This is a genomic window from Streptomyces sp. NPDC002537 (genome assembly GCF_053594975.1).
Genome location: NZ_JBSFWT010000013.1, coordinates 16270 through 42945, shown reverse-complemented (window position 1 = coordinate 42945; position 26676 = coordinate 16270). Strand labels below are relative to the sequence as shown.

Genomic DNA, 26676 nt, shown 5'->3' with positions numbered 1-26676 from the left:
GGAGTATGGGGGGCGTGCCGTTCCATGCGACAGCCCTGCCCCGTACGGGGGCGCGCCCGTGACCCGGCGGGCCGGGCCCGTGCGTGTACGGCGCGTCTACGAGTCCCCCTCGCCGGACGACGGCGTGCGCGTCCTGGTCGACCGGCTGTGGCCGCGCGGCCTGGGCAAGGCCGGCGCCCGGATCGACGAGTGGCCCAAGGCGCTGACCCCGTCGACCGAGTTGCGCCGCTGGTACCACGGGCCCGACGGGGACCACGAGGAGTTCGTCCGCCGGTACGAGGCCGAACTGACGGCGCCCGAAGCGGCCCTGGCGCTGGAGGGCGTCCGGTCCCGGGTACGGGAGGGTGAGCGGATCACCCTGCTGACGGCGGCCAAGGACCCTTCGGTCAGCCACACGGCGGTGCTGGCGCGACTGCTCGCCGAGTAGTGGTCACCGGGGACGGGAAACCGCCCGTTCCCCGGCGGGGGAACGGGCGGCGGCGTCGGGTCAGCGGCTCCGGGCCGGCTGGTCGGCCTTGCCGAGCTCGGTGATCCTGCCCGTGAACGGGTCCTTCCAGCCCCACCAGTCGCCGATGCCGGCCACGGCCGGGGCGCCGTCGTCGACCCACTTGCGGTTGACCATGTGCTCGAACTCCAGGCCGGCGCCGGAGTTCGCGTTGATCAGGTGGCCGTCCTGCTGGAGCCACAGCTGGGTGGCCACGCCGGGGACGCAGGTCCACTGCTGGACCGGGGCACCGACGTCCTTGCGGGAGTCGGCGATCTCCAGGCACTTGCCGCTGTTGACGTTGACGATCTGGTACTCGGCGTTGCTGGGCTGGTAGCCGTCGCCTTCGGTGACCTTGACGGCCTTCCAGAAGGCGCCCTTCTGGCCCTTGCAGGTCCACTGCTGGGCCTTGGCACCGTTCTTCGTGCTGGAGCCGTCGATCTCCAGGCACTTGCCCTTGCTGGTGAGGGTGTTGACGATCAGATCGCCACCGGGCGACGCCGCCTGGCCCACGCCGGGGGCCGTCATCACCAGGGCGGCACCGGACGCCGCCACAGCCGCGAACTTCGCGACAGTCTTCATGTTCGTTCTGCCTCGATTCCTCTCGGCGCGCCGGCACGTGCGGCGTTCCCCGAGTCGTTCGAGATCCTATAAATCCCGGGTGCTCCGCCCGCGCGGGAGAGATGAGACGCGGGACACATCGCTTTCCGGGCTATCCGGCCGTGCTACTCGGCCGTGCGGCTCAGGAACAGGCCAGTGATCGTGTCCAGCCGGGCGGTCCCGCCGTGTGCCTCGATCACCCGCCGGACGTCCGTGAGCACCACCTCCCGCAGGGCCTCGGGCAGCATGCGGTAGCCGGAGTGCGAGGCGAGCAGGTCGGACAGGCCCCGTGCGGAGTACTCGTGCACGGAGTCGTACTCCTGGTACGTCACGTCCGTGAAGCCGCCGTCCGCCGCCATCTCCCGGTGCACCGAGGACTCCGCGCCGGGAACCCTCCACCGGGGGCGAAGCTCGTGGAAGGCGTTCGGGAGTTCGTCGGCGAGGTGGCGGTCGTGCACGGCGGCCAGTTCCTCCTCCACGCCGTCCCCGGCCACGGTCCATTCGTTCCAGAACAGTGCGACGGTCCCGCCCGGACGCAGCGCGGCCCGCGCGCGTGCCCATCGCGTCTCCGGGTCGACCCAGTGCCACGCCTGCGCGGAGTAGAGGAGGCCGTAGGGGGCGGCCGGTCGCCAGGTCTCGAAGTTGTCGACGTCGACGGTGACATGGGGTGTTCCGGCGCACCTGCGGGTGAGTACGCCGACCATCTGCGGGTCGGGCTCGACGCAGGTGACCGGGATGCCGCGGGCGGCGAAGGCGAGCGTGGCCTTGCCGGTGCCCGCGCCGACCTCCACGGCGGGGGCGCCGTCGAGACGCGCGTAGTCGAGGACGTCGGTGACGAGCCGGTCGGGGTACCCGGGGCGGAACGTGTCGTACTGCTCGGCGACCTCGCCGAACACGTGGCGCCGTTCGCGCCGGGCCGCGGCGGGGGTCGCTGTCGGGTCTTCAGCCATGGGCCCACCCTAGAGCGCCGTCCCGGGAACCCTCTTGGGGCGTCCCCGCGTTCTCCGTGCGAACGGGTACGTGAACGAAACGGGTGGCGGCGATGGACGAACTGGTTCCCGGTGGCAATGTGCCGCTGCCGGACGGGGTGCTGTCGCTGCGCGTGCCGGGGCCGTTCGACCTGTCGGCGATCATCACCGATGAGAGCGGCAAGGTCGGCGGTGACGGCGACTTCGTCTTCTACAACCAGCCGGAGGCACCCGGCACCCGGCTGTCGGAGGGCGGCCTCACGGTCGATCCGGCGCGGCTGCGGGCCGGGGCGAGCCGGGTCACGCTGATCGTCAGTCCCGCCGAACCCGGCACGCCGCTCGGCGGGCTGCCCGTGCCGACGCTGTCGGTGACCGGCAACGGCCGGGGTGTGCTGGCCCGCTTCACTCCCCGGCGCCCCGGCGGCGAGACCGTGCTGCTGCTCGCGGAGATCTACCGACGCGGCGCCGTCTGGAAGCTGCGCGCGCTCGGGCAGGGGTACGCGGACGGGCTGGCCGGGCTCGCCCGCGACTTCGGCGTCGACGTGCTGAACGAGGGCGCGGAGCCCGTTTCCCCGGCTCCGGCGGGCGGCTCGGACGGTCTCGCCGGGCTGGTCAACTCCGGCCGGGCGCACAGCGGAGCCCCGCCGGTGACGGTGGAGCCGCGGCTCACGGCGGCCGCGCGGGGGCACGCGTCGGCGATGGCGGCGCAGGGGCGGCTCAGTGCCGAGGGCCCGGACGGGGTGTCCGTCTTCCAGCGCGTCACCGGAGGCGGTTACGCCTATCTGGGCATCGCCGAGCACCTGGTCTCTGGGCCCCGTTCGGAGGGCGAGTTCCTGGAGTACTGCCTGGGCCACGAGGAGGCGCGCGGCCCGCTGCGCGACGCGACGCTCACCGAGGTGGGGCTGGGCCACGCCGTGGACGCCCGTTCCGGCACCACCTATTGGACGGCCCTGTGGGCGAAGCCGTTCAGCATGGACGGCCTGGCCCGGACGGCCGCCGAGGTGGTCGCGCTCACCAATGCCGAGCGGACGGCGGCCGGTCTGCGGCCGCTGGCCGACGACCGGCTGCTGGCCGCGGCCGCGCAGGGGCACTCCTCGGACATGGTGGCCCGCGACTTCTACGCGCACACCTCGCCCGAGGGGCGTCAGCCCTGGGACCGCGCCGCCGCCGCGGGGTGCACGCACCGGGGCATCGGCGAGAACATCGCGTGCGGCCAGCGGTCCCCCGCCGAAGTGGTCCAGGGCTGGATGGACAGTCCCGGGCACCGGGCCAACATCCTCAAGCCGGACTTCACCCACATAGGCATCGGCTTCGCGGGCGGCGGCCGCACCGGCACGTACTGGACCCAGTTGTTCGGCCTGTCCCCCTGACCGCCGTCCGGGAGCAGTTCGCGCGCCTCCCCTGTCCGGGCCGGCCACCGGCAACAGCCGTACGCCTTCGGGCAGTTCGACCGCGCGCAGCGGGTCGTGGACATCGGTGACCATCGGTGTCTCCACGGGCCCGGGTGCACATCGTGCGGCCGTACCGGGCAAATACCGCATCGGGAGTACGGGCCCGCCAACGTATTTCCTTGTGCGTCACTGGATCACAGGAGCCCGCGAGCGCAGGAATTTCCGCTACAGAATCGTTCTTCCACAGCTGCTTGATCGTTCTACCACCGAGTAATCCGGAGGCCTTCCGACGGACCTCGGGAGCGCACCTTTTCGGGTATCCCAAATCTTTCGACACAGCTTCACCAACGGTTGGCGATCTGCTACGTTGGGTACGCTCAAGACACGTCAGGGGGACGCCGTGCGGAGAAAAGAATTCGCTGTGGGCGTGCGCAGTCTGATCGACCCCACGGGCCAGTCGTTTCCCGCGCGTTCAGCCCCTCGCATCACGCGGCCGCGAAGTTTCGACGACAGTTCCGAAGTGCTGATATCGGCCCTGCGCGAAGCGGGACGGAAAAGCGCCGGGGCGGAGTCGGCACGACGGCGGCAAGGGCTCTGCGGGCACCCGGAACTGACCAGGCTGCGCATCGCGGCGGTGGCCGGAAGCTTTCTCTCGGCGGTGTCGACGCTGGGCTTCTGCACCCTCGCCTTCGCGAGCGACGCCGAGTGGCCGCTGATCGGCGTGTGGGCGGTGTCGGCCGCGGCCACCCTCGCCATCCTGGCCTTCTTCACCGCGCTGCGCCGGTCGCTGGTCAAGCAGGCCATGCGGCTCCAGGTCTCCCACGAGATGTTCTGCGCCGCCCTGCGGGGCATGGCGGAGGAGCAGGTGCTCGACCTGGAGGCCAAGCAGTTGCTGCGGCACAGCCAGGACGATCCCGAGCTGGCCAACGCCATCCTCGCGGGCATCGTCCGGGAGTACACGGACGCCGAGCAGTCCGCCGGGAGGAGCGCGGAACCGGACCGAGGGCATACATTCTCCGTCCTGGTGGACAAGGTGACGAAACCGGCCAACCAGGACCATCTGATCGCCCGGACACTCCGCCGGCTGGCCTCGGACGTGGACGCGGACGTGAGCGAGGCGCGCTGATGACCGACAACGGGGGAACCACCGAATCGACGGTCGCCATCGACCAGTTGATGGAGCTGGTGAAAAATCTCGAACATGTGAATTCAAGAAATTTACGGCGCGCCATTCGGTCCATCAATATGGACGCCCGTAACCAACGGCTCGACGTCATTCTGGGAAATGCCACGACGGCGTTCGGGCAGTGTCTGTCCGGCGGCCTCGTACTGGCCTATCTCTGGGTCGGATATCAGATGGTCCAGAGAGGCGACGCGGGATATTGCGTGCTGCTCTGCGGAATGCCCGTCACGTCCGTCGCCTCCATCTTCGCGCTGAAGAAGCTCCCGGCGGCCCAGGCCCTGGGCACCATGACGCGCGTATCGAGGCGGCTGCGCCGCGCCCCCTCCGTCGGCGCGGGAGTCCAGGACGCCACCGCGTCCACCGGGCAGAGCGGCAACGGACCGGCCGCCTCCTGATCCCGCCGTCCGCGGGTGCCCGGCCGCCGACCGCGGCCGCCCGCCCCGTACGCGCGACGCGCCGCCGCACAACTCCGCGCCTGGGAAGTGCCGTTGACCCGGCTGCCGCCAGGCGCCGCCCGGGAGTGCCGTCCGGCCCCGGGCCCTACCCCGACCTTCTACGCCTGGATGGAGCTGTCATGGCCGATTCCGACTTCCCCGGCCCGGAGGGCCGTACGGACGACGCGCTCGTGACCGAGCTCGAGGCGCTCATCGGCGAGACCGCCCGCGTCGCCCGACGCCATGGCTGGACCGCCGTCGCCGAGGCCGCGGCCGCGCTGCCGGAGCGGGACGACCGGGCCGTCCTGCTGTGCGCCTCGCCCAAGGCCGACGCCACCGCCCTCGCCGCGTACCTGCGCGACCGGCTGCCGGAGCTGGAGCTGCGTACGGCCCCGCTGGAGCCCCTGCACGCCGATCCGTCGGCGGCGCTGCGCGCCAACCGGGTCGTCCTCGCCCTCGGCTGCGCCGAGTTGCTCAGCCACGAGGCGGCCACGGCCGGCGCGTTCCTGGCGGCCCGCCCGCCGGGCACCGTGCTCGTCGTCCTCACCGGTGCCGACGCGCTGTCCGGGGACGACGACCTCGGTCTGGTGGCCCGGCGCATCTGGCGCGTCCTGTACGCGGGCCCCGGCGAGCAGTGGACCGGCCGCGGGCTCGCGGAGCTCGGCTGCCTGCTGTGGAGCGCCGAGGACCTCGCGGCCGCCGCCGAGCCGCTGCACAGCCTGCTCGTGCGGGACGCCGCCGCGCTGCGGTCGCGGCTGCGGGCGGACGTCGTCGTGCCCGCCGGGCTGCTCCACGACCGCGTCACCCGCCTGTTGGGCCTCGCCGCCGACCACCTCGCGGCGCAGCGCGCCGACGCCGCGGCCGGGGCCCGTGCGGTGCTGGAGGGCGGCCGCCGGAAGGTCGTGGGCGTCGTCGACGTCGAGACGGCGGCCGCGGAGCGGGAGACCGTCGCCTCGCTGCGGGTGCTGGAGCGGGATCTGCTGCGGGGGCTGGCCGGTTTCCTGGAGCGGCACCGCCAGGAGGCGGCCGAGCCCGCGCGGGCCCGCGGTCTCGTCACCGGCTATCTCGACCGGGGCACGCGCAGTTGGGCGGCCGCCGCCACGTCCGGGCTGCGGGCCCGTGCCGCGCGGATCAACCTGGCGGTCGCGGAGGTGTTCGGGGAGGCGGAGCGGGCCCTCGTCGCGCACGGCGTGGCGGCGGGCACGGTCGGTGCCCCGCCGTCGGTCTCCCTCGACGCCGCCGCCCGCGGCCCGCTCCCGGCGGCCGGGGGACGGCCCGCGGGGGCGAAGCCGCCGGGGGTGCCCACGGAGATGGTCGTCGGCGGGGCGCTCGGGGCCGCGGCCGGGGCCGTGATGACCAACAGGCTGGGCACGGTCCTCGGGGCCGGGGTCGGGGCGGCGGCCGGCGGCGTGCTCCACCGTCTCCAGACCGAGCAACAGGTCGGCCGCGCGGCCGCGTACGGCAGGTCCGCCGTACGGGACCGGGTCGCCGCCCTCGTCGACGGTGTCCCGGCGGCCGTCCGCCGGGAGACGGATGCGCTGCGCGCCGCCGTGGAGCGGACGCTGGACCGTGTCACCCGGGTCCTGGGGACGGTGGACCCGCCCGACCGGCCCGGCGCCGGGCCGGAGGCCGTGGACGCGCTCGGCGGACTGCGGCACAGGCTCGCGGAGCTCGACGACCGACGGCTGACGTCCGGCAGTTGACGACCGGCGGCCGGCGTCGGGCCGGCGCACCGGGCGAGGGCTGCCGCTGCTCCGTCGACGGGTGGGCGGCGCGTGGCCCTTGGGGCCGGCGGGGAACCGCGGCGGTCCGTCAGGCGGGGGCGTGTCCGTCGGCCAGCCCTCTCACCGGGTACGGCACGAACGTGCTGCTGTTCTCGTCGACGGCGAGCGTCATGCCGAGGGGCGGTACGGCGCGCTGGGGGCAGTCGAGGCGTTCGCAGACGCGGCAGCCCATGCCGATCGGGGTGGCCGCGGAGATCCGGCCGAGGTCGAGGCCGTCAGAGTAGACGAGCCGGGAGGCGTGCCGGATCTCGCAGCCGAGCCCGATGGCGAAGGTCTTGCCGGGCTCGCCCCAGCCGCCGCGGTGGCGGGTGACGGTGCGGGCGGTCCACAGGTAGCGGCTGCCGTCCGGCATGGCGGCGATCTGGACGTGGATGCGGCCGGGGGCGGCGAACGCCTCGTAGACGTTCCACCGGGGGCAGGTGCCCCCGGCCCGGGAGAAGTGGAATCCGGTGGCCGACTGCCGTTTGGACATGTTGCCCGCGCGGTCGACCCGGACGAAGGAGAACGGCACGCCGCGCAGCCGTGGGCGCTGGAGCGTGCTGAGCCGGTGGCAGATGGTCTCGTAGCCGAGGCCGAAGCGGTCGGTGAGCCGCTCGATGTCGTAGCGGACCTCCTCCGCCGCGGTGTGGAAGGCTCGGTACGGCAGGATCAGCGCGGCGGCGAAGTGGTGGGCGATGCCGATCCTGGCCAGCGACCAGCTCGTGGAGCCCTCCGCGTAGTCCTCGGCGGCGAGGCGGGAGAGCTCGTCGCCGTATTCGAGCAGGGCGAGCTGGGTGGCCATCCGGAAGGCCCGCTGGCCGGGGCGCAGCCGGTTCGAGAGGTGCAGGATGCGGTCGGCCGGGTCGTAGTGGTGGAGCCGGTCGGTGCCGGTGGCGGTGGCGAGCCGGACCCCGTGGTGTGCGGAGAGCCGGGCGGTGAGGGCCCGCAGGGCGGTGCCGGGGCGGATGTCCAGCTCGGCGGCGAGGCCCTCGGCGGCGGTGTCGGTGTCGTGGAGGTAGTTCTGCCTGCGGTGGAAGAACTCGCGGATCTCCTCGTGCGGCGTGCGGGGCAGGGCGGGGCCGGTGGTGCCACGGCCTTCCGCGGCCTCCGCGAGCTGTTCGGTCAGGGCCTGGTGGCGGCGGCTCAGTCCGAGGAGGACGTCCGCGACGGCGGGCAGCCGGGAGGCGAGTTCGGCGAGGTCGGAGGGCGTCACCCGGCCCGCGGTGACCTCGTCGGCGAGGGCTTCGCGCAGGTCCGCCACGGCCCTGCTGGTGTCGCGCTCGGAGAAGAACCCGGGGTCGACGCCGAACGTCTCGGTCAGGCGCAGCAGTACGGGCACGGTCAGCGGACGGGAGTCGTGCTCCATCTGGTTGAGGTAGCTGGGCGAGATGGCGAGCGTCCGGGCCAGTTCGGCCTGGCTGAGGTGCCGTTCCTCGCGCAGTCGGCGCAGGCGCGCCCCGGCGTATGTCTTGGCCATCGCCACAGCCTAGCCAGCCGCCTTCGCAGAGTTGGCAGAACGGGTGCGGAAGATTTGCGGAACTTGGCATTCGGCCATGGTTGTCAGCGTTCTGTTTCGCTGCGAGAGTCGTCGTACGGCCCGCCGGAAAGCCGCCGGAAGTCGCCTCTCCGCGCCGGTGGCGGCACGGCGGGCCGCGGCGCCTCACCGGGGGTCCTTGTTCTTCGCACTCTTGGCAAGACGCTCGTGGTTCACACCGATACCGGGAGACAGTCATGGCACAGGCAGGGACGTCGGCGGTCGATGGGCTGGCGCGGCGGTGGGCCACCGATCCACGCTGGCGGGACGTGCGGCGTACGTACACCGCCGCGGACGTGGTGCGGCTCAGCGGGACGGTCCGGGAGGAGCACACCCTGGCCCGGCGGGGTGCCGAGCGGCTGTGGAGGCAGTTGCACGAGCTGGACTACGTGCACGCCCTGGGCGCGCTCACCGGCGGTCAGGCCGTGCAGATGGTGCGGGCCGGGCTGCAGGCCGTCTACCTTTCCGGCTGGCAGGTCGCGGCCGATGCCAATCTGGCCGGGCAGACCTATCCCGACCAGAGCCTCTACCCCGCCAACTCGGTGCCCAGCGTGGTCCGGCGGATCAACAACGCGCTGCTGCGGGCGGATCAGATCGCGACCGCCGAGGGCGACGGCCGGGCCGTGGACTGGCTGGCGCCGATCGTCGCGGACGCCGAGGCCGGGTTCGGCGGGCCGCTCAACGCCTTCGAGCTGACCAAGGCGATGATCGCGGCGGGTGCGGCGGGCGTGCACTACGAGGACCAGCTCGCCTCCGAGAAGAAGTGCGGCCACCTGGGCGGCAAGGTGCTGGTGCCCACCGCCCAGCACATCCGCACCCTCAACGCGGCCCGGCTGGCCGCGGACATCGCGGACGTGCCGACGGTCATCGTGGCGCGTACGGACGCGCTCGCCGCGAACCTGCTGACCAGTGACGTGGACGAGCGCGACGCCCGCTTCTGCACGGGCGAGCGCACCGCGGAGGGCTTCCACCGTGTGACGCCCGGCATGGGGCCGGTGATCGCCCGGGGGCTGGCGTACGCCCCGTACGCCGATCTGCTGTGGATGGAGACGGGTACGCCGGACCTCGCCCAGGCGCGGGAGTTCGCGGAGACGGTCCACGCGGAGTTCCCGGACCGGCTGCTGGCCTACAACTGCTCGCCGTCCTTCAACTGGCGCGCGGCGCTGGACAGCGACGAGATCGCGAAGTTCCAGCGGGAGCTGGGGGCGATGGGCTATCGCTTCCAGTTCATCACGCTGGCCGGTTTCCACTCCCTCAACCATGCGATGTTCGATCTGGCGCGGGAGTACGCGGAGTCGGGGATGACGGCCTATGTCGACCTTCAGGAGCGGGAGTTCCTGGCGGCGCGGGAGCACGGGTTCACCGCCGTGAGGCATCAGCGGGAGGTGGGCACCGGGTATTTCGACCTGGTCGGTTCGGCGGTCAATCCCGACGCCTCGACGCTGGCCCTGCGGGGTTCGACCGAGGAAGAGCAGTTCCACTGAGCGCTCCGCCGGAAGCCCGGTACGTCATCTGCGGGTACATCGTGGCTGGTCGCGCCCACGCGGCGGAGCCGCAGACCGGCGCTTCTCCGGGCCCGCTCAGGCCATCGCCCTCACCGAGGAGACCCGTATGTCACATCTGCACCGCGTCGGCGTGGTCGGCGGCGGCCTGATGGGTTCCGGTATCGCCGAGGTCTGTGCCCGTGCCGGGCTCGACACCGTCGTCCGGGAAGTGGACGCGGCCGCGGCGCGTGGCGCCCGTGAGCGCGTGGCCCGGTCGCTGGAGCGGGCCGTCGAGCACGGCCGGGCGGACCGCTCCGACGCCGAACGGGCGCTCGCGCGGATCGTGTTCACCACGGACCTCGACGCGTTCGCCGACCGGCAGCTCGTGATCGAGGCGGTCGTCGAGGACGCCGCGGCCAAGGCGGAGGTCTTCGCGGCCCTCGACAAGGTCGTCGACGATCCGGCGGCGATCCTGGCCACCAACACCTCGTCCGTGCCGGTGATGCGGCTGGGCATGGCGACCCGCCGGGCCGACCGTGTGGTGGGGCTGCACTTCTTCAACCCGGCACCGGTGATGCCGCTGGTGGAGGTCGTCTCCTCGCTGCACACGGCGGCGGGGACGGCGGCGGCCGTCGAGGAGTTCGCCACGGCGGTCCTGGGCAGGACGGTGGTGCGCTCGCCGGACCGGGCCGGCTTCGTCGTCAACGCCCTGCTGGTGCCCTACCTCCTGGCGGCCGTGCGGATGGCCGAGTCGGGGTTCGCCACGGCCGGGGACATCGACGCGGGGATGGAGCTGGGCTGTGCCCATCCGATGGGTCCGCTGGCGCTGGCCGATCTGATCGGGCTGGACACCGTGGTGGCCATCGCGGAGTCGCTGTACGCGGAGTTCAAGGAGCCGCTCTACGCGCCGCCGCCGTTGCTGCGGCGGATGGTGGAGGCGGGCCTGCTGGGGCGGAAGTCGGGGCGGGGCTTCCACTCCTACGGGCGGGCCACGGGCTGACCACGGGCGGAACCAGGAGGTCCGCCGGGCGGGGCTGAGGGGCCCGGCCCGGCGGAGGAGCGGGTGCGGTGCGGCGCAGGGGCCGCGCCGCACCCGCTCCGGCCGTGCCGGGCTCAGGCGCCGGGCGCCAGCGGGCCCCGCTCGTAGGCCTCCCGGGTGAGGAAGGCGAGCTGCGCCCGCTTCTCGGGGAGGTCGATCTGGGGGCCGAGTTCGAAGCCCAGCCTGCTCAGCAGGGCGACAGCCTTGTCGTTGCGGGCGTCGGGTTCGCCGACGATCCGCAGGCGGCCGGGCTCCTTCAGGACGTAGGCGAGGAACACGGAGATGAGGTTGCCGGTGAAGCCCCGCTCCGCGGTGCCGTCGACGGGGCCGATCATCAGGTGGATGCCGTAGTCGCCGGGTTGGACGTCGTAGTACTCGCCGACCGGGTCGTTCTCCGGCTCGTACGTCTGGAAGAGGGCGACGGGCCGGTCGTCCCGGTGGATGAGGTAGGCGTGGTGCGTGGTCAGGGAGTCGAGGTATTCGTAGATCTCCAGGACGCGTTCGCGGCCGGCCTCCCGCATGCCCCAGAAGCGGGCGCGCTCCTCGACGACCCAGCTGTGGATGAGGTCGATGTCGGCCGCGGGGTCCACCGGGACCACGCGGACGGTGCCGAAGCCCTCGACGACCTGCTCGTGGACGGCGGTCCGGGGGGTGACGGGCTCAGAAATCATGGTGCTCCTCGGTCAGGTTCCGCCAGTCGGTGACGACGGGGACGAGTTCGCCCCGGAGCCACAGCGGCAGTTGGTCTCGCCGGTGGGCGTCGCCGGGGACGCCGGAGGCGCCGAACGGCACGACCCACAGGCTGTTGTCGCGGTCGGCCAGGTCCCACACGTAGCGCGCGGCGGGCCCGCGCGAGCTGTGGTCGGTGAGGCCGGGGACGCTGGTGGTGGACAGGACGCAGTCGTGGTCGCCGGGCAGGCCGGGCCATTCCTCCGGGGTCGCGTCGGGCAGCGACTGCCAGGGCGCGAGCCGGTGGAGTTCGCCCCAGGCCTGCTTCGGCTCGCCTGCGGCCGCCACCTCTTCGACGGCCGCGCGGACGGCGGACGCGCGGTCCTCGGCGGTGAACAGACGGTCCGTCAGCAGGTGTTCCAGGGCGAAGGCGATCCGCTGGACCGGGACGAGCCACGGCAGGAAGATCTCCGGGTACGGGGCCCGGTCGGCGAGCGCGGCGAGCGCGGGGTGCCCGGCGAGACGGCGTACCACGGCGGAGCGCACGGCGGCGTAGGCCGAGGCGTCGGTGCTGTCGGCGTCCATGCGGCGGTTCCAGCGCAGCAGCCGGTCGCGCAGCCGTGCGGCGTCCGGTGCGAGGCCGTCGAGCGCGGCGAGGAGTCCGAGCAGGGGCCGGGCGGAGGCCAGGTGGGTGTCGGTGTGGACGGTGGCCATGTCCGGTGCGGTCCAGCCGTCCGACTCCTCCAGCAGGTGCCGGATGCGGTCGGCCCGGTGGGGCGGGGCGAATTCGACGCCGAGGGGTGCGGCCAGGCCGCGCTGGTTGGCCATCACGGCGACGCCGTCGACGTCGGCGCGGGGCATCGGCTCGTGCCAGCCCTGCCATGTGTGGGCGGCCTCCCACGCGGGGACGATGCGCAGCCGGTTGTCGCGGTGGCGCAGCGGGACCTTGCCCGCGACCCGGTGCAGCAGGCCGCCCCGGGTGTCGGCGGCCTGGACGACGTTGACGGGTTCGGCCCATTGGTCGAAGGCGCGGTCGACGTCGGCGACGGTGGTGGCGCGCAGGAGTGCGGGGAGGGTGGCGAAGCCGAGGTCCTCGCGGACGCGCGGGGGGCAGCGGAGGCTGACGGCCCGGTCGGCGTCGGGGCCGCCGATGACGACGGGGCCGCGGTCGGTCTCGATGACCTCGATCCCGACGGGGTCGGCTCCGGCGACCTCGATGGTCTCGGTGCGGGCCTCGGCGGGCCGCCAGCCGTCGGGGCCGAGGGCTTCGACGCCGTCCGCGGTGCGGCGCAGCCGCTCGTGGTAGAGGTCCTGGTAGTCGGCCATGGCGTTGGTGATCGCCCAGGCCACGGTGCCGGTGTGGCCGAAGTGGGCGATGCCGGGGACGCCGGGGACGGCGAGGCCCACCACGTCGTAGTCGGGGCAGTTGAGGTGGATCTGCTGGTAGATGCCCGGGTCTTCGATGAAGCGGTGGGGGTCGCCCGCGATGAGGGGGGCGCCGGTGGCGGTGCGGTCGCCGGTGACGAGCCAGCCGTTGCTCCCGGAGGTGGCGGGGCCGTCGGTGGCGAAGATCTCGATCGCGTCGGGGCCGAGCCGTCGGGCGACCTCCTCGCGCCAGAGTTTGGTGGGGAAGCCGGCGAAGAGGAGGTGGTGGGAGAGCCAGACCCCCAGCGGGGTCCAGGGCCGCCACTGCCCGGGGGCGAGTCCGGTGGCGGCGAACTGGGGTGCGCGCCGGGCCCCTTCGGCGAGTCCCGAGTTGACGCCGTCGACGTAGGCGGTGACCCAGGCTCTGGTGCCGTCGTCGAGGCCGTGGAAGCAGCGGCGGGCGGTGTCGTCGAGCAGGGACTGCCGGGCGAGCCGGTCCCAGCCGAGGGCGTCGGGCCCCAGGAAGGCGGCCGTGGTGCCCTGCGAGCGGTGGCGTTCGACCTCGATCTGCCAGGCCCGGTCGACGGCGGCGTTGTGGCCCTGCGCGAAGGCGAGCTCGTCCGGGCTGCCGGCCCGGAGATGGGGGATGCCCCAGGCGTCCCGGTGGACCTCGATGCTCACAAAGTCTCCTCGTTCTGCGGTGAACTGACGGTGCGACACGAATGGTCCCGGTGCCCGTCGGGGTGCCGCGCCCCCTAGCTGGACAAACGCTTAGGTTAGGTTAACCTAACTCTCGCTTCACCCCACCCCCCCACCCCCGTGGACCCCACCCGCACCGGACGTTCCGGGAGGGGTCGGCATCATCGCGGATGGGTTAGGTTAGGCTCGCCTAAGTTTGATCGCGTCAGCGACCGGAAGGACACCACGCTCATGAGTTTCCAGGGGCACACCGCCGAAGCCCCTTCGGCAGCCGCCACACCGGAGGCCCCCGGGTCCACTGCGGCGGATGCCACAGGTGCGAAGGACGCCAGGCCGCACCTCTTCAACCACCTGACGGTCGACAGCTACCGGCGCTCCCTCGCCGCCGGCATCGACCGGGTGGCCAACCGGATCGCGGGCACCGAACGGCCCTTCAGCGGCATATCCCCCGCCGAGCTCGCCCCCGAGATATCCGGGATCGACCTGGAGCGGCCGCTGAACGACCCCGCCGCCGCCCTCGACGAGCTCGAGGACGTCTACCTGCGGGACGCCGTCTACTTCCACCACCCGCGCTACCTCGCGCACCTCAACTGCCCGGTGGTGATCCCGGCCCTGCTCGGCGAGGCCGTCCTCACCGCCGTCAACTCCTCGCTCGACACCTGGGACCAGAGCGCGGGCGGCACCCTCATCGAGCGCCGCCTCATCGACTGGACCGCCGAGCGCATCGGCCTCGGCCAGGACGCCGACGGCATCTTCACCAGCGGCGGCACCCAGTCCAACTTCCAGGCGCTGCTGCTCGCCCGCGAGGAGGCCTGCGTCCTCGCCGCGAAGAACTCCGCCACCCCGCTGGAGCGGCACCAGATCCTGCCGCGGCTGCGCATCCTCACCTCCGAGGCCAGCCACTTCAGCGTCCAGAAGTCGGCCAAGCTGCTCGGCCTCGACCGGGACGCCGTCATCGTCGTGGAGACCGGCCCCGAGCGGCGCATGCGGCCCGCCGCCCTCGCCCGGGAGATCGAGCGCTGCCACGCCGAGGACCTGGTGATCATGGCCGTCGTCGCCACGGCGGGCACCACCGACTTCGGCTCCATCGACCCGCTCCCCCAGATCGCCGACCTGTGCGAGTGGGCCGGGCTGTGGATGCACGTGGACGCCGCGTACGGCTGCGGCCTGCTGGCCTCCCCCACCCGCCGCCACCTGCTCGACGGCATCGAGCGCGCGGACTCGGTGACCGTCGACTACCACAAGTCCTTCTTCCAGCCCGTCAGTTCCAGCGCGCTCCTGGTACGCGACCGGGCCGCGCTGCGGCACGCCACGTACTACGCCGACTACCTCAACCCGGCCCGCATGGCCGAGGCGCGCATCCCCAACCAGGTCGACAAGAGCATCCAGACCACCCGCCGCTTCGACGCGCTGAAACTCTGGCTGACCCTGCGCATCATGGGCCCGGACGCGATCGGCTCGCTCTTCGACGAGGTCATCGACCGCGCGGCCCAGGCGTACGACCTGCTGACCGAGGACCCGCGCTTCGAGGTCGTCACCAAGTCCCAGCTGAGCACCGTCGTCTTCCGCTACGTGCCCACGGAGGACCGGGCCCGCGAACTGGCCGACGGCGCCAACCTCCACGCCCGCGACGCGCTGGCCGCCTCCGGCGACGCCGTGGTGGCCGGGACCAAGGTCGACGGCAAGCACTACCTCAAGTTCACCCTGCTCAACCCGGAGACCTCGCTGGACGACATCGCGCACGTCCTCGACCTCCTCGCCGGGCACGCGGGCCGGTACGTGGAGGAGCAGCTCGCCTCCGAGCTCGTCCACACCGCCGGCTGAACCACCCCACCGCCCCCTCGAACGGGAGATCTCCATGTCCGCATCCATATCCACGGCGTCCACGTCCGCCCATGACTTCATCGCGATCGGCCTCGGCCCCTACAACCTCGGTCTCGCCTGCCTGACCGAGCCGCTCGACGAGCTCGACGGCCTCTTCCTGGAGAGCAAGCCGGAGTTCGACTGGCACCCGGGCATGCTGCTGGAATCCGCCCACCTCCAGACGCCCTTCATGGCCGACCTCGTCACGCTGGCCGACCCCACCTCGCCGTACTCCTTCCTCAGCTACCTCAAGGAGTCCGGACGGCTGTACTCGTTCTACATCCGCGAGATCTTCTACCCGCTGCGCCACGAGTACAACGACTACTGCCGCTGGGCCGCCGCGAAGCTCCGCAGCGTCCGCTTCGGCCACGAGGTGACCTCCGTCGAGTACGACGAGGCCGAGGGCCTCTACACCGTGCGCGCCCGGCAGACGGCCACCGGTGAGAACACCGAGCACCGCGCCCGCCACCTCGTCCTCGGCACCGGCACCCCGCCCTACGTCCCGGACGCCTGCCAGGGGCTGGGCGGCGACCTCCTGCACAACTCCGGCTACCTGGAGGGCAAGGAGAAGCTCCAGGCCAAGGAGAGCATCACCGTCGTCGGCAGCGGCCAGAGCGCCGCGGAGATCTACTACGACCTGCTCGCCGACGCCGACACCCACGGCTACCGCCTCGACTGGGTCACCCGCTCCCCGCGCTTCTTCCCGCTCGAATACACCAAGCTCACCCTGGAGATGACCTCCCCCGAGTACGTGGACTACTTCCACGCGCTCCCCGAGGACACCCGGTACCGCATGGAGACCGAGCAGAAGGGCCTCTTCAAGGGCATCAACGCCGACCTGATCAACGAGATCTTCGACCTGCTCTACCAGAAGAACCTCAAGGGCCCGGTGCCCACCCGGCTGATGACCAACACCGCGCTGGAGAGCGCCTCGTACGACGACATCTCCGGCACCTACACCCTCGGCCTGCGCCAGGTGGAGCAGGAGCGGGACTTCTCGCTCACCACCCAGGGCCTCGTCCTGGCCACCGGCTACCGCTACCGCACCCCCGCCTTCCTGGAGCCGGTGCGCGACCGGATCCGCTGGGACCGGCACGGCCGCTTCGACGTCGCCCGCAACTACAGCATCGACACCACCGGCCGTGGCATCTTCCTCCAGAACGCCGGCACCCACACGCACAGCATCACCTCCCCCGACCTGGGCATGGGCCCCTACCGCAACTCGTGGATCATCCGCGAGCTGCTGGGCCGCGAGCACTACCCGATCGAGAAGTCCATCGCCTTCCAGCAGTTCGGCGCGCCCGAGGGCGGTGTCCTCTGATGACGGAGACCGTCTACACCCGCACCGACGAGCGGCTCGGCGAGTTCACGGTCCGGCCGCTCGACCCGGACGCCGACGCCGCGCTGCTGCACGGCTGGGTGACCCACCCCAAGGCCGCCTTCTGGATGATGGAGGACGCCGACGTCGCGGAGGTCGCCCGCGTCTACCGCGAGATCGCCGGACACCCGCACCACGACGCGTTCGTCGGCTCGCTGAACGGCCGTCCGGTCTTCCTCGCCGAGCGCTACGACCCCGCGCAGGTCGAGCTGGTGGGCCTGTACGAGCCGGAGGAGGGCGACACCGGGATGCACTTCCTGTGCGCGCCGTCCGACACCCCGGTGCACGGCTTCACCCGCGCGGTGATCACCACGGTCATGGCCTGGCTCTTCGACTCCCCGGCCACCCGCCGCGTCGTCGTCGAGCCGGACGTCCGCAACACGGCGGTGCACGCGCTCAACGCGGCCGTCGGCTTCGAGGCCCTGCGCACCGTCCAGAAGCCCGAGAAAGAGGCGCTGCTCAGCGTCTGCACCCGTGACCAGTTCGTGCAAGCGAGCGGCCTGGCCGCCACCCGAGGAGTATCCGCGTGAACCCCCGTGAAGCCGTCTCCCACCTGACCCCGGGCCACTGGGCGGCCGCCAACCGGCAGCTGATCCGCAAGGCGCTGGCGGAGTTCTCCCACGAGCGGCTGCTCGCCCCGGAGCCCACCGGGCCGGGCCACTACGTCGTGCGCAGCGACGACGGCACCCAGGAGTACCGGTTCGCCGCCCGGCTGCTGACGCTCGACCACTGGCACATCGACGCCGGGTCCATCACCCGGCACCGGGACGGCGAGGAACTGCCCCTCGACGCGCTCGACTTCCTCATCGGGCTGCGCGGCACGCTCGGCCTGTCGGACGCGATCCTCCCCGTCTACCTGGAGGAGATCAGCTCCACCCTGTCGGGCACCGCCTACAAGCTCGCCAAGGACCTGCCGAGCGCCGCCGAGCTGGCCAAGGCGGACTTCCAGACGATCGAGACGGGGATGACCGAGGGCCACCCCGGCTTCGTCGCCAACAACGGGCGCCTCGGCTTCGGGGTGCACGAGTACCACGCGTACGCACCGGAGGCCGCGAGCCCCATCCGGCTGATCTGGCTGGCCGCCCACCACGACCACGCCACCTTCACCTCGGGCACGGACCTCGACTACGACGGCCTGATGCGCGAGGAGCTGGGCGAGGAGACCCTGGCCCGCTTCGCGGACACCCTCTCCGGCCTCGGGCTCGACCTCGCCGACTACCGGCTCATCCCCGTCCACCCCTGGCAGTGGTGGAACAAGCTGTCGGTGACCTTCGCCGCCGAGGTGGCCCAGCGGCGCCTGGTGTGCCTCGGCCCCGGCGACGACGAGTACCTCGCGCAGCAGTCGGTCCGCACGTTCTTCAACACCAGCGCGCCCGCCAAGCACTATGTGAAGACCGCGCTGTCCGTGCTGAACATGGGCTTCATGCGGGGCCTGTCGGCCGCGTACATGGAGGCGACCCCGGCCATCAACGACTGGCTGGCCGACCTGATCGCCGCCGACGGCGTCCTCCAGGCGGCGCGCCTGACCGTCATCCGGGAGCGGGCCGCGATCGGCTACCACCACCGGCAGTACGAGGCCGCGACCGACCGCTACTCCCCCTACCGGAAGATGCTCGCCGCGCTGTGGCGCGAGAGCCCGGTGGCCGGGCTGGAGCCGGGCCGGCGGCTGGCCACCATGGCGTCGCTGCTCCACACCGACAAGGAGGGCCGTTCCTTCACGGCCGCGCTGATCGAGCAGTCGGGGCTGGCCCCCGAGGTGTGGCTGCGGCGCTACCTCGACGCGTACCTGACGCCGCTGCTGCACAGCTTCTACGCCTACGACCTGGCGTTCATGCCGCACGGAGAGAACGTCATCCTGGTCCTCGACGGGGGCACCGTCGAGCGGGTGATCTTCAAGGACCTCGCCGAGGAGATCGTCGTCATGGACCCGGACGCCGCGCTCCCGCCGCAGGTCGCGCGGGTCAAGGCGGAGGTCCCCGAGGACATGAAGCTCCTGTCGATCTTCACGGACGTCTTCGACTGCTTCCTCCGCTACCTCAACGCCGTACTGGCCTCCGAGGGCGTCCTGGACGAGGAGGCGTTCTGGCGGACCGTCGCCGAGTGCGTGACGGACTACCAGGCGTCCGTGCCGGAACTGGCCGCGAAGTTCGAGCAGTACGACATGTTCGCCGAGGAGTTCGCGCTGTCCTGCCTCAACCGCCTCCAGCTGCGCAACAACCAGCAGATGGTGGACCTGGCCGACCCCTCGGGCGCCCTCCAGCTCGTGGGCACGCTGCGCAACCCGATCGCGCGCTTCGCCCCGCGCGCATGAGCGTGACGGTCGACGCCACCGGGTCGGAGGCCACCAGGCTCCCGACCCGGTGGCTGATCCTCGGGGTGATCTGCCTCGCCCAGCTCACCGTGGTGCTGGACAACACCGTCCTCAACGTGGCGGTGCCGTCCCTCACCCGGGAACTGGACGCGACGACCGCGGACGTCCAGTGGATGATCAACGCCTACTCGCTCGTGCAGTCCGGGCTGCTGCTCGCCGGGGGCAGCGCCGCCGACCGCTACGGCCGGAAGCGGATGCTGCTCGCGGGGCTCGTCCTGTTCGGCATCGGCTCGCTGGCGGCCGGGTTCTCCGACTCCACCGGGGAGTTGATCGCCGCCCGCGCGGGCATGGGCGTCGGCGGCGCCCTGCTGCTGACCACCACGCTCGCGGTCGTCATGCAGGTCTTCGACGAGGAGGAGCGGCTGCGGGCCATCGGCGTCTGGGCCGCGGTGAACGCCCTGGGCTTCGCCGCGGGACCGCTGATCGGCGGCCTGATGCTCGACCACTTCCGGTGGGGCGCGATCTTCCTGGTCAACATCCCCGTGGTGCTGATCGGTCTCGTCGCGGCGTGGGTCCTGGTACCCGAGTCCAGGAACGCGACCGGTCAGCGGCCCGACCTGCTCGGCGCGCTGCTGTCCACCGTGGGCATGGTGGCGGTCGTCTTCGCCGTCATCTCCGGGCCCGAGCACGGCTGGGGTTCGGGCCGGGTGCTGCTCCCGGCACTGCTCGGGGTGGCCGTCCTGGGCGCGTTCGCGTTCTGGGAGAGCCGGATCCCGCACCCCATGCTGGACATGCACTTCTTCCGCGACCGCCAGTTCGTGGGCGCCGTCGTCGGCGTGGTGCTGATCACCTTCGGCAGCGCCGGCGCGCTGTTCCTGCTGTCGCAGCAGCTCCAGTTCGTCCGCGGCTACCCGCCGCTGGAGGCGGGGCTGCGCACGGCGCCGTTCGCGCTCACCGTCGTCGCCCTGAACTTCACCGGTATCTCCACGTGGCTGCTGAAGCGCATGCGGCTGCCGGTCGCCGTGGCGGTCGGGGTGGGGGTGATGGCACTCGGCTTCGCGGTCGTCGCGGCCTTCCCCTCGGACGGCTACACCGTGCTGCTGCTCGGGCTCGTCCTGATGGGCGCGGGCTGCGCCCTGGCCAACCCGGCGATCGCCGGCGCGGTCATGGGGGCCATCCCGCCGGAGAAGGCGGGCGCGGGGGCCGGGATCGACGGGACCCTGTCCGAACTGGGCGGCAGCCTCGGCGTCGCCGTGCTGGGCGCGGTCATGAACTCCCGGTTCACGGCCCTGCTCCCGGCGGCGATCACCGGTGCGGGTTCCCTGCCGGCCGCCCTCGCGGAGGCACGGACCGAGGAGGACCGGGCGGCGGTGGTGTCCGCCTTCTCGTCCGGCGTCGAGACCGGCCAGCTGGTGGGCGCGGCGGCGGTGTTCCTCGGCGGCTGCGCGGCGGCCTGCCTGCTGCACCGGGCCGGGCGGAGCACGACGACCACCGGAACGGGCTGAGGGGCGTCGGTACGAAGGGGCGGGGCCGGATCTTCCGGCCCCGCCCCTTCAGCGTCCCTGCAGCTTCGCCTCGCGCCTGGCCTCCTCCTCCTTGAAGAGGTCCGCGAGGCGCTGCGTGTGCTCGTCGAGTTCGATGGGCGCGTCCTCGTCCTCGTCGTCGGTGATGACGCCCTGCTCGCGCAGTTGCCGGTCCTGCACCATGACAGGCGGCTGCGGGTCGGGGTCGGAGGGGCGCGGCCCCTCCGGGCCGTCCGGGCCGATGCGCACCAGGCGCTCGATGCGGACCACCCTGAACTCGCGCCCGGACACCCTCAGTTCGTTGCCGCGCTCCTCGTCGAGCCGGTCCGCGGCGGCCATGTAGGGGGCGCGCTGCTCGGGCCTGAGGCCGAGCTGCCAGGGGATCATGACGCGCATGCCCATGGCGAGGGTGTCCCGCGCGCCCTGCGGTGTGGTGGCCGTCCCGGTGGAGTCGGGCCGCCAGTGGCCGTACTCCTTCTCCGCCGTTCCGAACGTCGCCGGGAGCAGCACGCCTCCCGGGTGCGTCTCGGCGGCGCGCAGGGAGTCCTCGCGGACGTCCCGGGGCACCGTGCCGGCCTTGCGCACGAGCGCGAGCAGCTCGACCTTGAGGATGCCCTCGGACATGCCGGTGGCGGTGAACGGGTCGATGACGAGCCCGCGTTCGGCGTCGCGGGTCCTGTGGGACTCCCCGGGCTTCGCGGGGTCCGGGTCCGTGGGGCGCGGCGGCTCGGGCCCCTGCGGACCGGAGCGGACGAAGCGCTCCGCGCGCGCGACCCGGTAGCGGGCGCCCAGGACGGTCAGCTCGTCGACGGGCTCCCAGTCGGTGCGCTTCGCCGCCGCCATGCATTCCTCGTGGGCGGCGGTGTCGCCTTCCTTCTCCGCCTCCTGGGCCAGTTTGCGGAACTGGCAGCCCATGTCGTCGCGGGCGTCCTGCGGGGCCAGGCCGGAGAACGACGACACGATCTCCCACCCGCCCTCCTCGCGCTCGCGCACCACGCCGAAGACCGGCCCGCCGGCCAGGAGGACCTCCGGATACGCCTCCCGCGCCCGCCACGCTTCCTCGTCCGCCAGCGCCGCCACCGGCGCTTCGGGCGCCGTCACCCGCACGATCCGGTACGCGGGGACGTTCTCACCATCGAGCTCAGCCATGCCCTTCAGCATGCCGTGCGCGGCGCGTCCCTCGCAGCCGAAACGGACCGAGCGTACCGCGCGGCGGTGAACGCCCCTTGCACACCAGGGCGATGCGGGGCGCGGCGGTGGGTCAGGCGGCGCTGCGCCAGACCGCGCCGCGCCGCTCGTGCTCCAGGATGTCCTCCATGTCGACGGCGAGGTCGGAGCCGAGTTCGCGCTGCACGACCCACAGGGCCAGGTCGATGCCGGAGGTGATGCCCCCGGAGGTGACCAGGTCGCCGTCGTCGACGACGCGGGCGTTGCGGACGATTCCGCCCTGCTTCTGCAGCTCGTCCTTCAGCTTGTGGTGGGTGGTGCAGGGGCGGCCCTTGGTGATCCCGGCGGCGGACAGCAGGAAGGCGCCGGTGCACACGCCCGCGATGGTCAGCCCGGGGCGCCTGGCCGCGGCGATGGCGCGGGGCAGGGCACCGCGGCGCACCTCCTGGTCGACGCCGGGGACGCCCTCCTTCACCCCGCTGCCCCCGCCGGGCACCACGAGGACGTCGGCCGCGTCGGGCGCCCAGCCGTGGTCGACGGTGATCTTGGAGCCGTAGGCGGCCTCGACGGTCCGGGGGCCGTCGAGGGCCACGTACGTCGTCTCGACGGCCGCGCCGCGGAAGCGCTTGGCCGCCGCGAACACCTCGTACGGGCCGATGAAGTCCTGCTCCTCCACGCCGTCGAACATGACGACCTGTACGCGCAGCGGCCCGGTCCGCGCGGCCGCGGCCGGTCGTGCCGCGGCTGGCCGTGCCGCGGTGTCGGCCGCGAAGGCGGTGCCGCCCCCCAGTCCGAGAGCGCCCGCCACGGCGGGCACCGCCGCCGTTTTCAGTAGATCCCTGCGACGCACTGTTCCCCCTGCTCTCTGTTCCGTTCATCGAATCCATTCATCGAACAAGATCAGCTTCGTCGCTCCGCGGGGACCTCGACAGAAGGAGAAATGCCGGGTTGGGATACGTTCTGGCCATGCATGTTGTCGCTGTCGTCGCCCCGGACGGGATGGCGGGTTTCGATGTCACCACGGCCTGTCAGGTCTTCGCGAGCGCGCGCCTGCCGGACGGCTCGGCGGCCTACGAGGTGCGCGTGTGCGCGCCGCGCGACGCGACGGTCTTCGCGGCGGGGGTGCGCTGCTTCGACCTCCGGGCACCGTACGGCCTGGAGGACGCGCTCGACGCGGACACCGTCGTCGTCCCGGGGGTGGACGACATCACGCTGGAGCCCGCTCCCGAGCTGCTCGCCCTGTTGCGCGAGGCCGACCGGCGCGGGGCGCGGATCGCGTCGATCTGCACCGGGGCGTTCGTACTGGCGGCGGCCGGGCTGCTGGACGGGCTGCGCGTGACGACCCACTGGGCCACCGCGGACGAGCTGGCCCGCCGCTATCCGCGGGTCGAGGTGGATCCCGCGGTGCTGTACGTGGACCACGGCCGGCTGCTCACCTCCGCGGGGGTCGCCGCGGGCCTGGACCTGTGCCTGCACCTGGTGCGGACGGACCACGGCGCGGCGGTTGCCGCCGACGCGGCGCGCCTCGTGGTGATGCCGCTGCAACGGGAGGGCGGGCAGGCGCAGTTCATCAGTACGGCCACACCCGTGGACGACAGCGCGAACCTCCACCCCACGCTGGAGTGGATGCAGCGGAACGTGCACCGTGCCCTCACCCTCGACGAGATCGCCCGGCACGCGAACGTGAGCGTGCGCAGCCTCAACCGGCACTTCCGCACACAGCTGGGGACCTCGCCGATGCGGTGGTTCCTCAGGGCCCGGGTGCACCGTGCCCGGGTCCTCCTGGAGACCACCGACCTGCCGGTCGAGCAGATAGCCACCCTGTCCGGCTTCGGCTCCCCCGTGACGCTGCGCGTCCACTTCCGCCGCCTGCTCGGCACGAGCCCCGGCGGCTACCGCATGGCGTTCCGGTCGACTCCGGCTCCCGAGGCGGCAGTCGGCGTGTAGCCGGGGCGCGGCGTACGGGGTGACGGGGGACGGCGACGGCTTCAGCGATCGCGGTGTCCGCCCGTCCGGCGTGCGCGCGGCGTGGGGTCGGGCAGGGCACCGCCTTCCTCTTCCCAGTCGGAGATCGTCTGGGCCATCGCCTCCTCCGGACGCCCCGCCGCGGCGCGCCCCCGCTCGGGGGTCCGCGCACGCGCTCCCTCGGCGGCGGTCTCCTTCTTGTTCGCGTCCCTGTTTCTAGCCATGACCGACCTTCCGGCATCGAGCACACGTCGGGGTACGAGCCCATTAGCCCAGGTCCCGGCCCGGCGTACGACATCCAGGTACGACGAACAGGTGACCGCGCCGCGCTTCCGTGTTCCAGGTACCAAGGGTGGGCCTGTTCGCGAGGACCGATCTTCCCGACGAGCGCGGGGCCGACGGTGCGGGCTGAGCATAGGCTCGGGAAGGTCGCACGGTACTGCAGTGCAGGGGGCCATGAGTGGGTGCCGCGTCGTATCGGGTCCAGTTGACGCACAAGAGGCAGCAGTATGCCTGCGCCGAGCGAAAGGCGGGGAAGCTGCGGAAGCGTGAGGCCGACAAGCGGTCGGCGGCGGCGCGGGCCGCGGCGGCACGGACGCGCAGTGCGGTGGTGTCCGAGCAGCGGTTGCGGTGAGCCGCCGTCCTCAAAAGGTGGTGGGGTGACTGGCATGGGCGTGGACAGGGCCGCCGATGTGCTCGTCGTCGGCGCGGGCCCGACCGGGCCTGCGAGCTGGCACTGACGCTCTGGACCGGACCGCCGTACCGGTCATGAGTGCTCGGCGGAGGGCGCGGGAGGGGGTGCCTGCTCGATGGCGGCGGGTTCGATGACGGCGGGCTCGATGACGGCGGCCTCGGAGGCGCCCCGCAGCAGCAGCGCCACGGCGGCGGTGGCGCCGAGAAGTACGAACGCCCCGCAGGTCAGGGCCAGTTGCAGTCCTTCGACGAACGCCTCCGCCACCCAGGCGCGAGCCACGTCCGCCGGGCCGGGGGCCGTGGCGTGGAGACTCGCGGCGGGGCCGTGCCGGATCACCGACCGGGCCAGGTCGTGGGCGATCCCGTCGGGGAGTCCGGCGGCGGTCGCCCGCTCGTACAGGGCCGGGCGCATCCGGCCGGTGAGGACTGCGCCGAGGGCGGCGACGCCGACGACTCCCCCGAGTTCCCGCAGGGTGTCCATGAGGGCGGAGGTCATGGCCGTGCGGCTGAGGGAGGCGCGCTGGACGGCGGCGATGACGGCGGAGACGAAGGTGAGGCCGACGCCGGTGCCGAGGAGGGGCAGCAGCCGGCCGTAGTCGCCGAACGAGGCGTGGACGCCGTTGCGGCTCAGGCCGAGCAGGGAGACGACGCAGAGCGCGAGTCCGGTCACCAGGGGCAGGCGGGGGCCGCTGCGGGCGCAGAGCAGTCCGGCCGCGGGTGCCGCCAGGACGATGAAGGCGGAGGCGCAGAGGAACACCAGTCCGGCGCCCGTCGGGGACCAGTGGAGGATGTCCTGGAGGTACAGGGTGAGGAAGAAAACGGCGCCGAAGAGTCCCAGGCCGGCGGTGAAGTAGGCGAGGGAGGCCGCGGCCGGCACCCGGTCGCGGAGCAGGCGGACGTCGAGCATCGGGGCGGCCGCGCGCGACTCGGCGACGACGAAGGCGGGCAGGGCGACGGCCGCCAGGCCCAGCGTGGCGAGGACGGCGGGCGACGTCCAGCCGTCCACGGGGCCCTGGACCAGGGCGTGGACGAGGCTGCCCGAGCCGGTCACGGCCAGGGCCTGGCCGAGGGGGTCCCAGCGGGCGGGTGCCGGGGGGACGCGCGGCAGGGCGCGCAGCGCGAGCAGGGCCACGGCCAGCCCGATCGGGATGTTGATCCACATGACGCTGCGCCAGCCGAAGGCGTCCACGAGGGGACCGCCGACGGTGGGTCCGAGGGCGACGCCGAGGCCGCCCGCCCCGCCCCGGATGCCCATGGCGCGCGTGCGGCGCCGGGGGTCGGTGTAGACGTGCCGCAGCAGGGCCATGCTCGCGGGCATCAGGACGGCGGCGCCGAGGCCCTGGACGACGCGTCCGGTCACGAGGCAGGCCCAGTTCGTGGCGAGCGCGCTGATCGCGGAGCCCGCGCAGAAGACCAGCACTCCGCCGACGAAGGAGCGCCGCTGTCCGAGCCGGTCGCCGAGGACGCTGCCGGAGAGCAGGCAGGCGGCGAAGGTCAGGGTGTATCCGGCGACGACCCATTGCAGTCCGCTGACGCCGAGGCCCATTTCGGCGCCGATGCGGGGCAGGGCGTTGTTCATGGCGAGGTTGTCGAGCATGGCCATGAAGACCGAGCTCGACACGACGGCCAGCGCGGTCGTATGCCGTGGTTGCCGCGGCACGGCGGTCCCGCTCACGCGGAGGGCCCCGTGTCACGCCGGTGGAGGTTCATGTCTGCGCCGCTTCCCGGGACGGCGGACGGGGACACCTCCCGTCCCCCACACGGATGGAAGATGCGGATCATTCACCTGCGGTCAGCCAGCGCAGTCGACCGTCTTTCGGGGAAGTCCGGCAGGTGAGTTCTTCGCCCTTCGAGGAGACGGCCGTGGCTCCGCTCTCCCGGCATTTGCGGTGCAGCTCGTTGCAGCTGCCCTTCTTCTTGCCGGGGATCTTGGCACAGTTCTCGGTGTCGTGCGCTTCTCGGCCCTCCGGCGAGAGGCGGTCGTAGTTGCTGCCGTCGTGCCGACCGGGAGAGTCCGCGCTTCCGTCCTCGGGCGCTCGGGGCACTGACCGCGCTTCCTCGGCACGTTCAGCAGGTGCGGACTCCTCGTCCGGGCTCACCTCCGCCTTCGCCGTGGCCGACCGCGGGGCCGACGACACGGACGTCGGTGTCGGGTCGGCCTGG

At 72.7% G+C, this 26676-nt stretch carries 23 protein-coding genes; 13 read left to right on the top strand and 10 right to left on the bottom strand.

Annotated elements, in window-relative coordinates; translation table 11 throughout:
• Positions 1-79: 79 nt before the first annotated feature.
• Complete coding sequence (locus tag ACWD4A_RS08745) at positions 80-427, top strand: DUF488 domain-containing protein (RefSeq protein WP_451191231.1); 348 nt, start codon at positions 80-82, stop codon at positions 425-427.
• A gap of 60 nt (positions 428-487) precedes the next feature.
• On the opposite strand, the gene ACWD4A_RS08740 is transcribed toward ACWD4A_RS08745, so the two are convergent.
• The gene (locus ACWD4A_RS08740; RefSeq protein WP_451191229.1) at positions 488-1066 is read right to left on the bottom strand and encodes an RICIN domain-containing protein; all 579 of its coding nucleotides are present in this window, start codon (positions 1064-1066) and stop codon (positions 488-490) included.
• 143 nt (positions 1067-1209) lie between these two features.
• Positions 1210-2034, bottom strand: a complete 825-nt coding sequence (locus ACWD4A_RS08735) for a class I SAM-dependent methyltransferase (RefSeq protein ID WP_451191227.1) — start codon at positions 2032-2034, stop codon at positions 1210-1212.
• Between the two features lie 92 nt (positions 2035-2126).
• Between ACWD4A_RS08735 and ACWD4A_RS08730 the strand changes: the two genes are divergently transcribed.
• From ACWD4A_RS08730 to ACWD4A_RS08715, 4 genes are all read left to right on the top strand, one after another.
• A complete protein-coding gene (locus tag ACWD4A_RS08730; protein ID WP_451191225.1) occupies positions 2127-3422 on the top strand; it encodes a CAP domain-containing protein in 1296 nt (431 codons plus the stop codon).
• Positions 3423-3963: 541 nt separating this feature from the next.
• Complete coding sequence (locus tag ACWD4A_RS08725) at positions 3964-4569, top strand: hypothetical protein (protein ID WP_451191222.1); 606 nt, start codon at positions 3964-3966, stop codon at positions 4567-4569.
• The gene (locus ACWD4A_RS08720) at positions 4569-5021 is read left to right on the top strand and encodes a hypothetical protein (protein ID WP_451191220.1); all 453 of its coding nucleotides are present in this window, start codon (positions 4569-4571) and stop codon (positions 5019-5021) included. The genes ACWD4A_RS08725 and ACWD4A_RS08720 overlap by 1 nt, the downstream gene beginning before the upstream one ends.
• A 179-nt stretch (positions 5022-5200) precedes the next feature.
• Positions 5201-6763, top strand: coding sequence for a hypothetical protein (locus tag ACWD4A_RS08715; RefSeq protein ID WP_451191218.1), 1563 nt, complete (start codon positions 5201-5203; stop codon positions 6761-6763).
• A gap of 109 nt (positions 6764-6872) precedes the next feature.
• Here the strand turns inward: ACWD4A_RS08715 and ACWD4A_RS08710 are convergent, their stop codons facing one another.
• Complete coding sequence (locus tag ACWD4A_RS08710; protein ID WP_451191216.1) at positions 6873-8300, bottom strand: short-chain fatty acyl-CoA regulator family protein; 1428 nt, start codon at positions 8298-8300, stop codon at positions 6873-6875.
• Between the two features lie 254 nt (positions 8301-8554).
• On the opposite strand from ACWD4A_RS08710, the gene aceA reads away from it, so the two are divergent.
• Positions 8555-9841 (top strand): isocitrate lyase, encoded by a 1287-nt coding sequence (aceA, locus tag ACWD4A_RS08705; RefSeq protein WP_451191214.1) that lies wholly within the window; start codon positions 8555-8557, stop codon positions 9839-9841.
• A 127-nt stretch (positions 9842-9968) separates the two neighbouring features.
• A complete protein-coding gene (locus ACWD4A_RS08700; protein WP_451191213.1) occupies positions 9969-10841 on the top strand; it encodes a 3-hydroxybutyryl-CoA dehydrogenase in 873 nt (290 codons plus the stop codon).
• Positions 10842-10954: 113 nt separating this feature from the next.
• Here ACWD4A_RS08700 and ACWD4A_RS08695 read toward each other — a convergent pair whose 3' ends face one another.
• Entirely contained in the window at positions 10955-11551 is a 597-nt protein-coding gene (locus ACWD4A_RS08695) for a GNAT family N-acetyltransferase (protein WP_451191211.1), read from the bottom strand.
• Positions 11541-13595 (bottom strand): penicillin acylase family protein, encoded by a 2055-nt coding sequence (locus tag ACWD4A_RS08690; RefSeq protein ID WP_451191209.1) that lies wholly within the window; start codon positions 13593-13595, stop codon positions 11541-11543. Before ACWD4A_RS08690 ends, ACWD4A_RS08695 begins: the two co-directional genes overlap by 11 nt.
• 249 nt (positions 13596-13844) lie before the next feature.
• Here ACWD4A_RS08690 and ACWD4A_RS08685 point away from each other — a divergent pair, with 249 nt between their 5' ends.
• From ACWD4A_RS08685 to ACWD4A_RS08665, 5 genes are read left to right on the top strand one after another with little or no spacing between them, the layout of a single operon-like run.
• The gene (locus ACWD4A_RS08685) at positions 13845-15437 is read left to right on the top strand and encodes a pyridoxal phosphate-dependent decarboxylase family protein (RefSeq protein ID WP_451191207.1); all 1593 of its coding nucleotides are present in this window, start codon (positions 13845-13847) and stop codon (positions 15435-15437) included.
• A gap of 34 nt (positions 15438-15471) precedes the next feature.
• A complete protein-coding gene (locus tag ACWD4A_RS08680) occupies positions 15472-16797 on the top strand; it encodes a lysine N(6)-hydroxylase/L-ornithine N(5)-oxygenase family protein (protein ID WP_451191204.1) in 1326 nt (441 codons plus the stop codon).
• On the top strand, positions 16797-17384 hold the full coding sequence (locus ACWD4A_RS08675; protein WP_451191201.1) for a GNAT family N-acetyltransferase: 588 nt from the start codon (positions 16797-16799) through the stop codon (positions 17382-17384). The genes ACWD4A_RS08680 and ACWD4A_RS08675 overlap by 1 nt, the downstream gene beginning before the upstream one ends.
• A complete protein-coding gene (locus ACWD4A_RS08670) occupies positions 17381-19165 on the top strand; it encodes an IucA/IucC family protein (RefSeq protein ID WP_451191199.1) in 1785 nt (594 codons plus the stop codon). Before ACWD4A_RS08675 ends, ACWD4A_RS08670 begins: the two co-directional genes overlap by 4 nt.
• Complete coding sequence (locus ACWD4A_RS08665; protein ID WP_451191197.1) at positions 19162-20670, top strand: MFS transporter; 1509 nt, start codon at positions 19162-19164, stop codon at positions 20668-20670. The genes ACWD4A_RS08670 and ACWD4A_RS08665 overlap by 4 nt, the downstream gene beginning before the upstream one ends.
• 48 nt (positions 20671-20718) lie before the next feature.
• On the opposite strand, the gene ACWD4A_RS08660 is transcribed toward ACWD4A_RS08665, so the two are convergent.
• Together ACWD4A_RS08660 and ACWD4A_RS08655 are read right to left on the bottom strand one after the other, a co-directional pair.
• The gene (locus ACWD4A_RS08660) at positions 20719-21837 is read right to left on the bottom strand and encodes a DUF5954 family protein (protein ID WP_451191194.1); all 1119 of its coding nucleotides are present in this window, start codon (positions 21835-21837) and stop codon (positions 20719-20721) included.
• Positions 21838-21949: 112 nt separating this feature from the next.
• The gene (locus tag ACWD4A_RS08655; RefSeq protein ID WP_451191193.1) at positions 21950-22663 is read right to left on the bottom strand and encodes a DJ-1/PfpI family protein; all 714 of its coding nucleotides are present in this window, start codon (positions 22661-22663) and stop codon (positions 21950-21952) included.
• 158 nt (positions 22664-22821) lie between these two features.
• Here ACWD4A_RS08655 and ACWD4A_RS08650 point away from each other — a divergent pair, with 158 nt between their 5' ends.
• Complete coding sequence (locus ACWD4A_RS08650) at positions 22822-23802, top strand: GlxA family transcriptional regulator (RefSeq protein WP_451191190.1); 981 nt, start codon at positions 22822-22824, stop codon at positions 23800-23802.
• A gap of 41 nt (positions 23803-23843) precedes the next feature.
• Here the strand turns inward: ACWD4A_RS08650 and ACWD4A_RS08645 are convergent, their stop codons facing one another.
• The 3 genes from ACWD4A_RS08645 to ACWD4A_RS08635 form a co-directional block, all read right to left on the bottom strand.
• Positions 23844-24044: a hypothetical protein gene (locus ACWD4A_RS08645; RefSeq protein WP_451191187.1), complete on the bottom strand. Its 201-nt coding sequence runs from the start codon at positions 24042-24044 to the stop codon at positions 23844-23846.
• A 542-nt stretch (positions 24045-24586) separates the two neighbouring features.
• Positions 24587-26188, bottom strand: coding sequence for a DHA2 family efflux MFS transporter permease subunit (locus tag ACWD4A_RS08640; RefSeq protein WP_451191184.1), 1602 nt, complete (start codon positions 26186-26188; stop codon positions 24587-24589).
• A 103-nt stretch (positions 26189-26291) separates the two neighbouring features.
• Entirely contained in the window at positions 26292-26558 is a 267-nt protein-coding gene (locus ACWD4A_RS08635; RefSeq protein WP_451191181.1) for a hypothetical protein, read from the bottom strand.
• Positions 26559-26676: the final 118 nt, after the last annotated feature.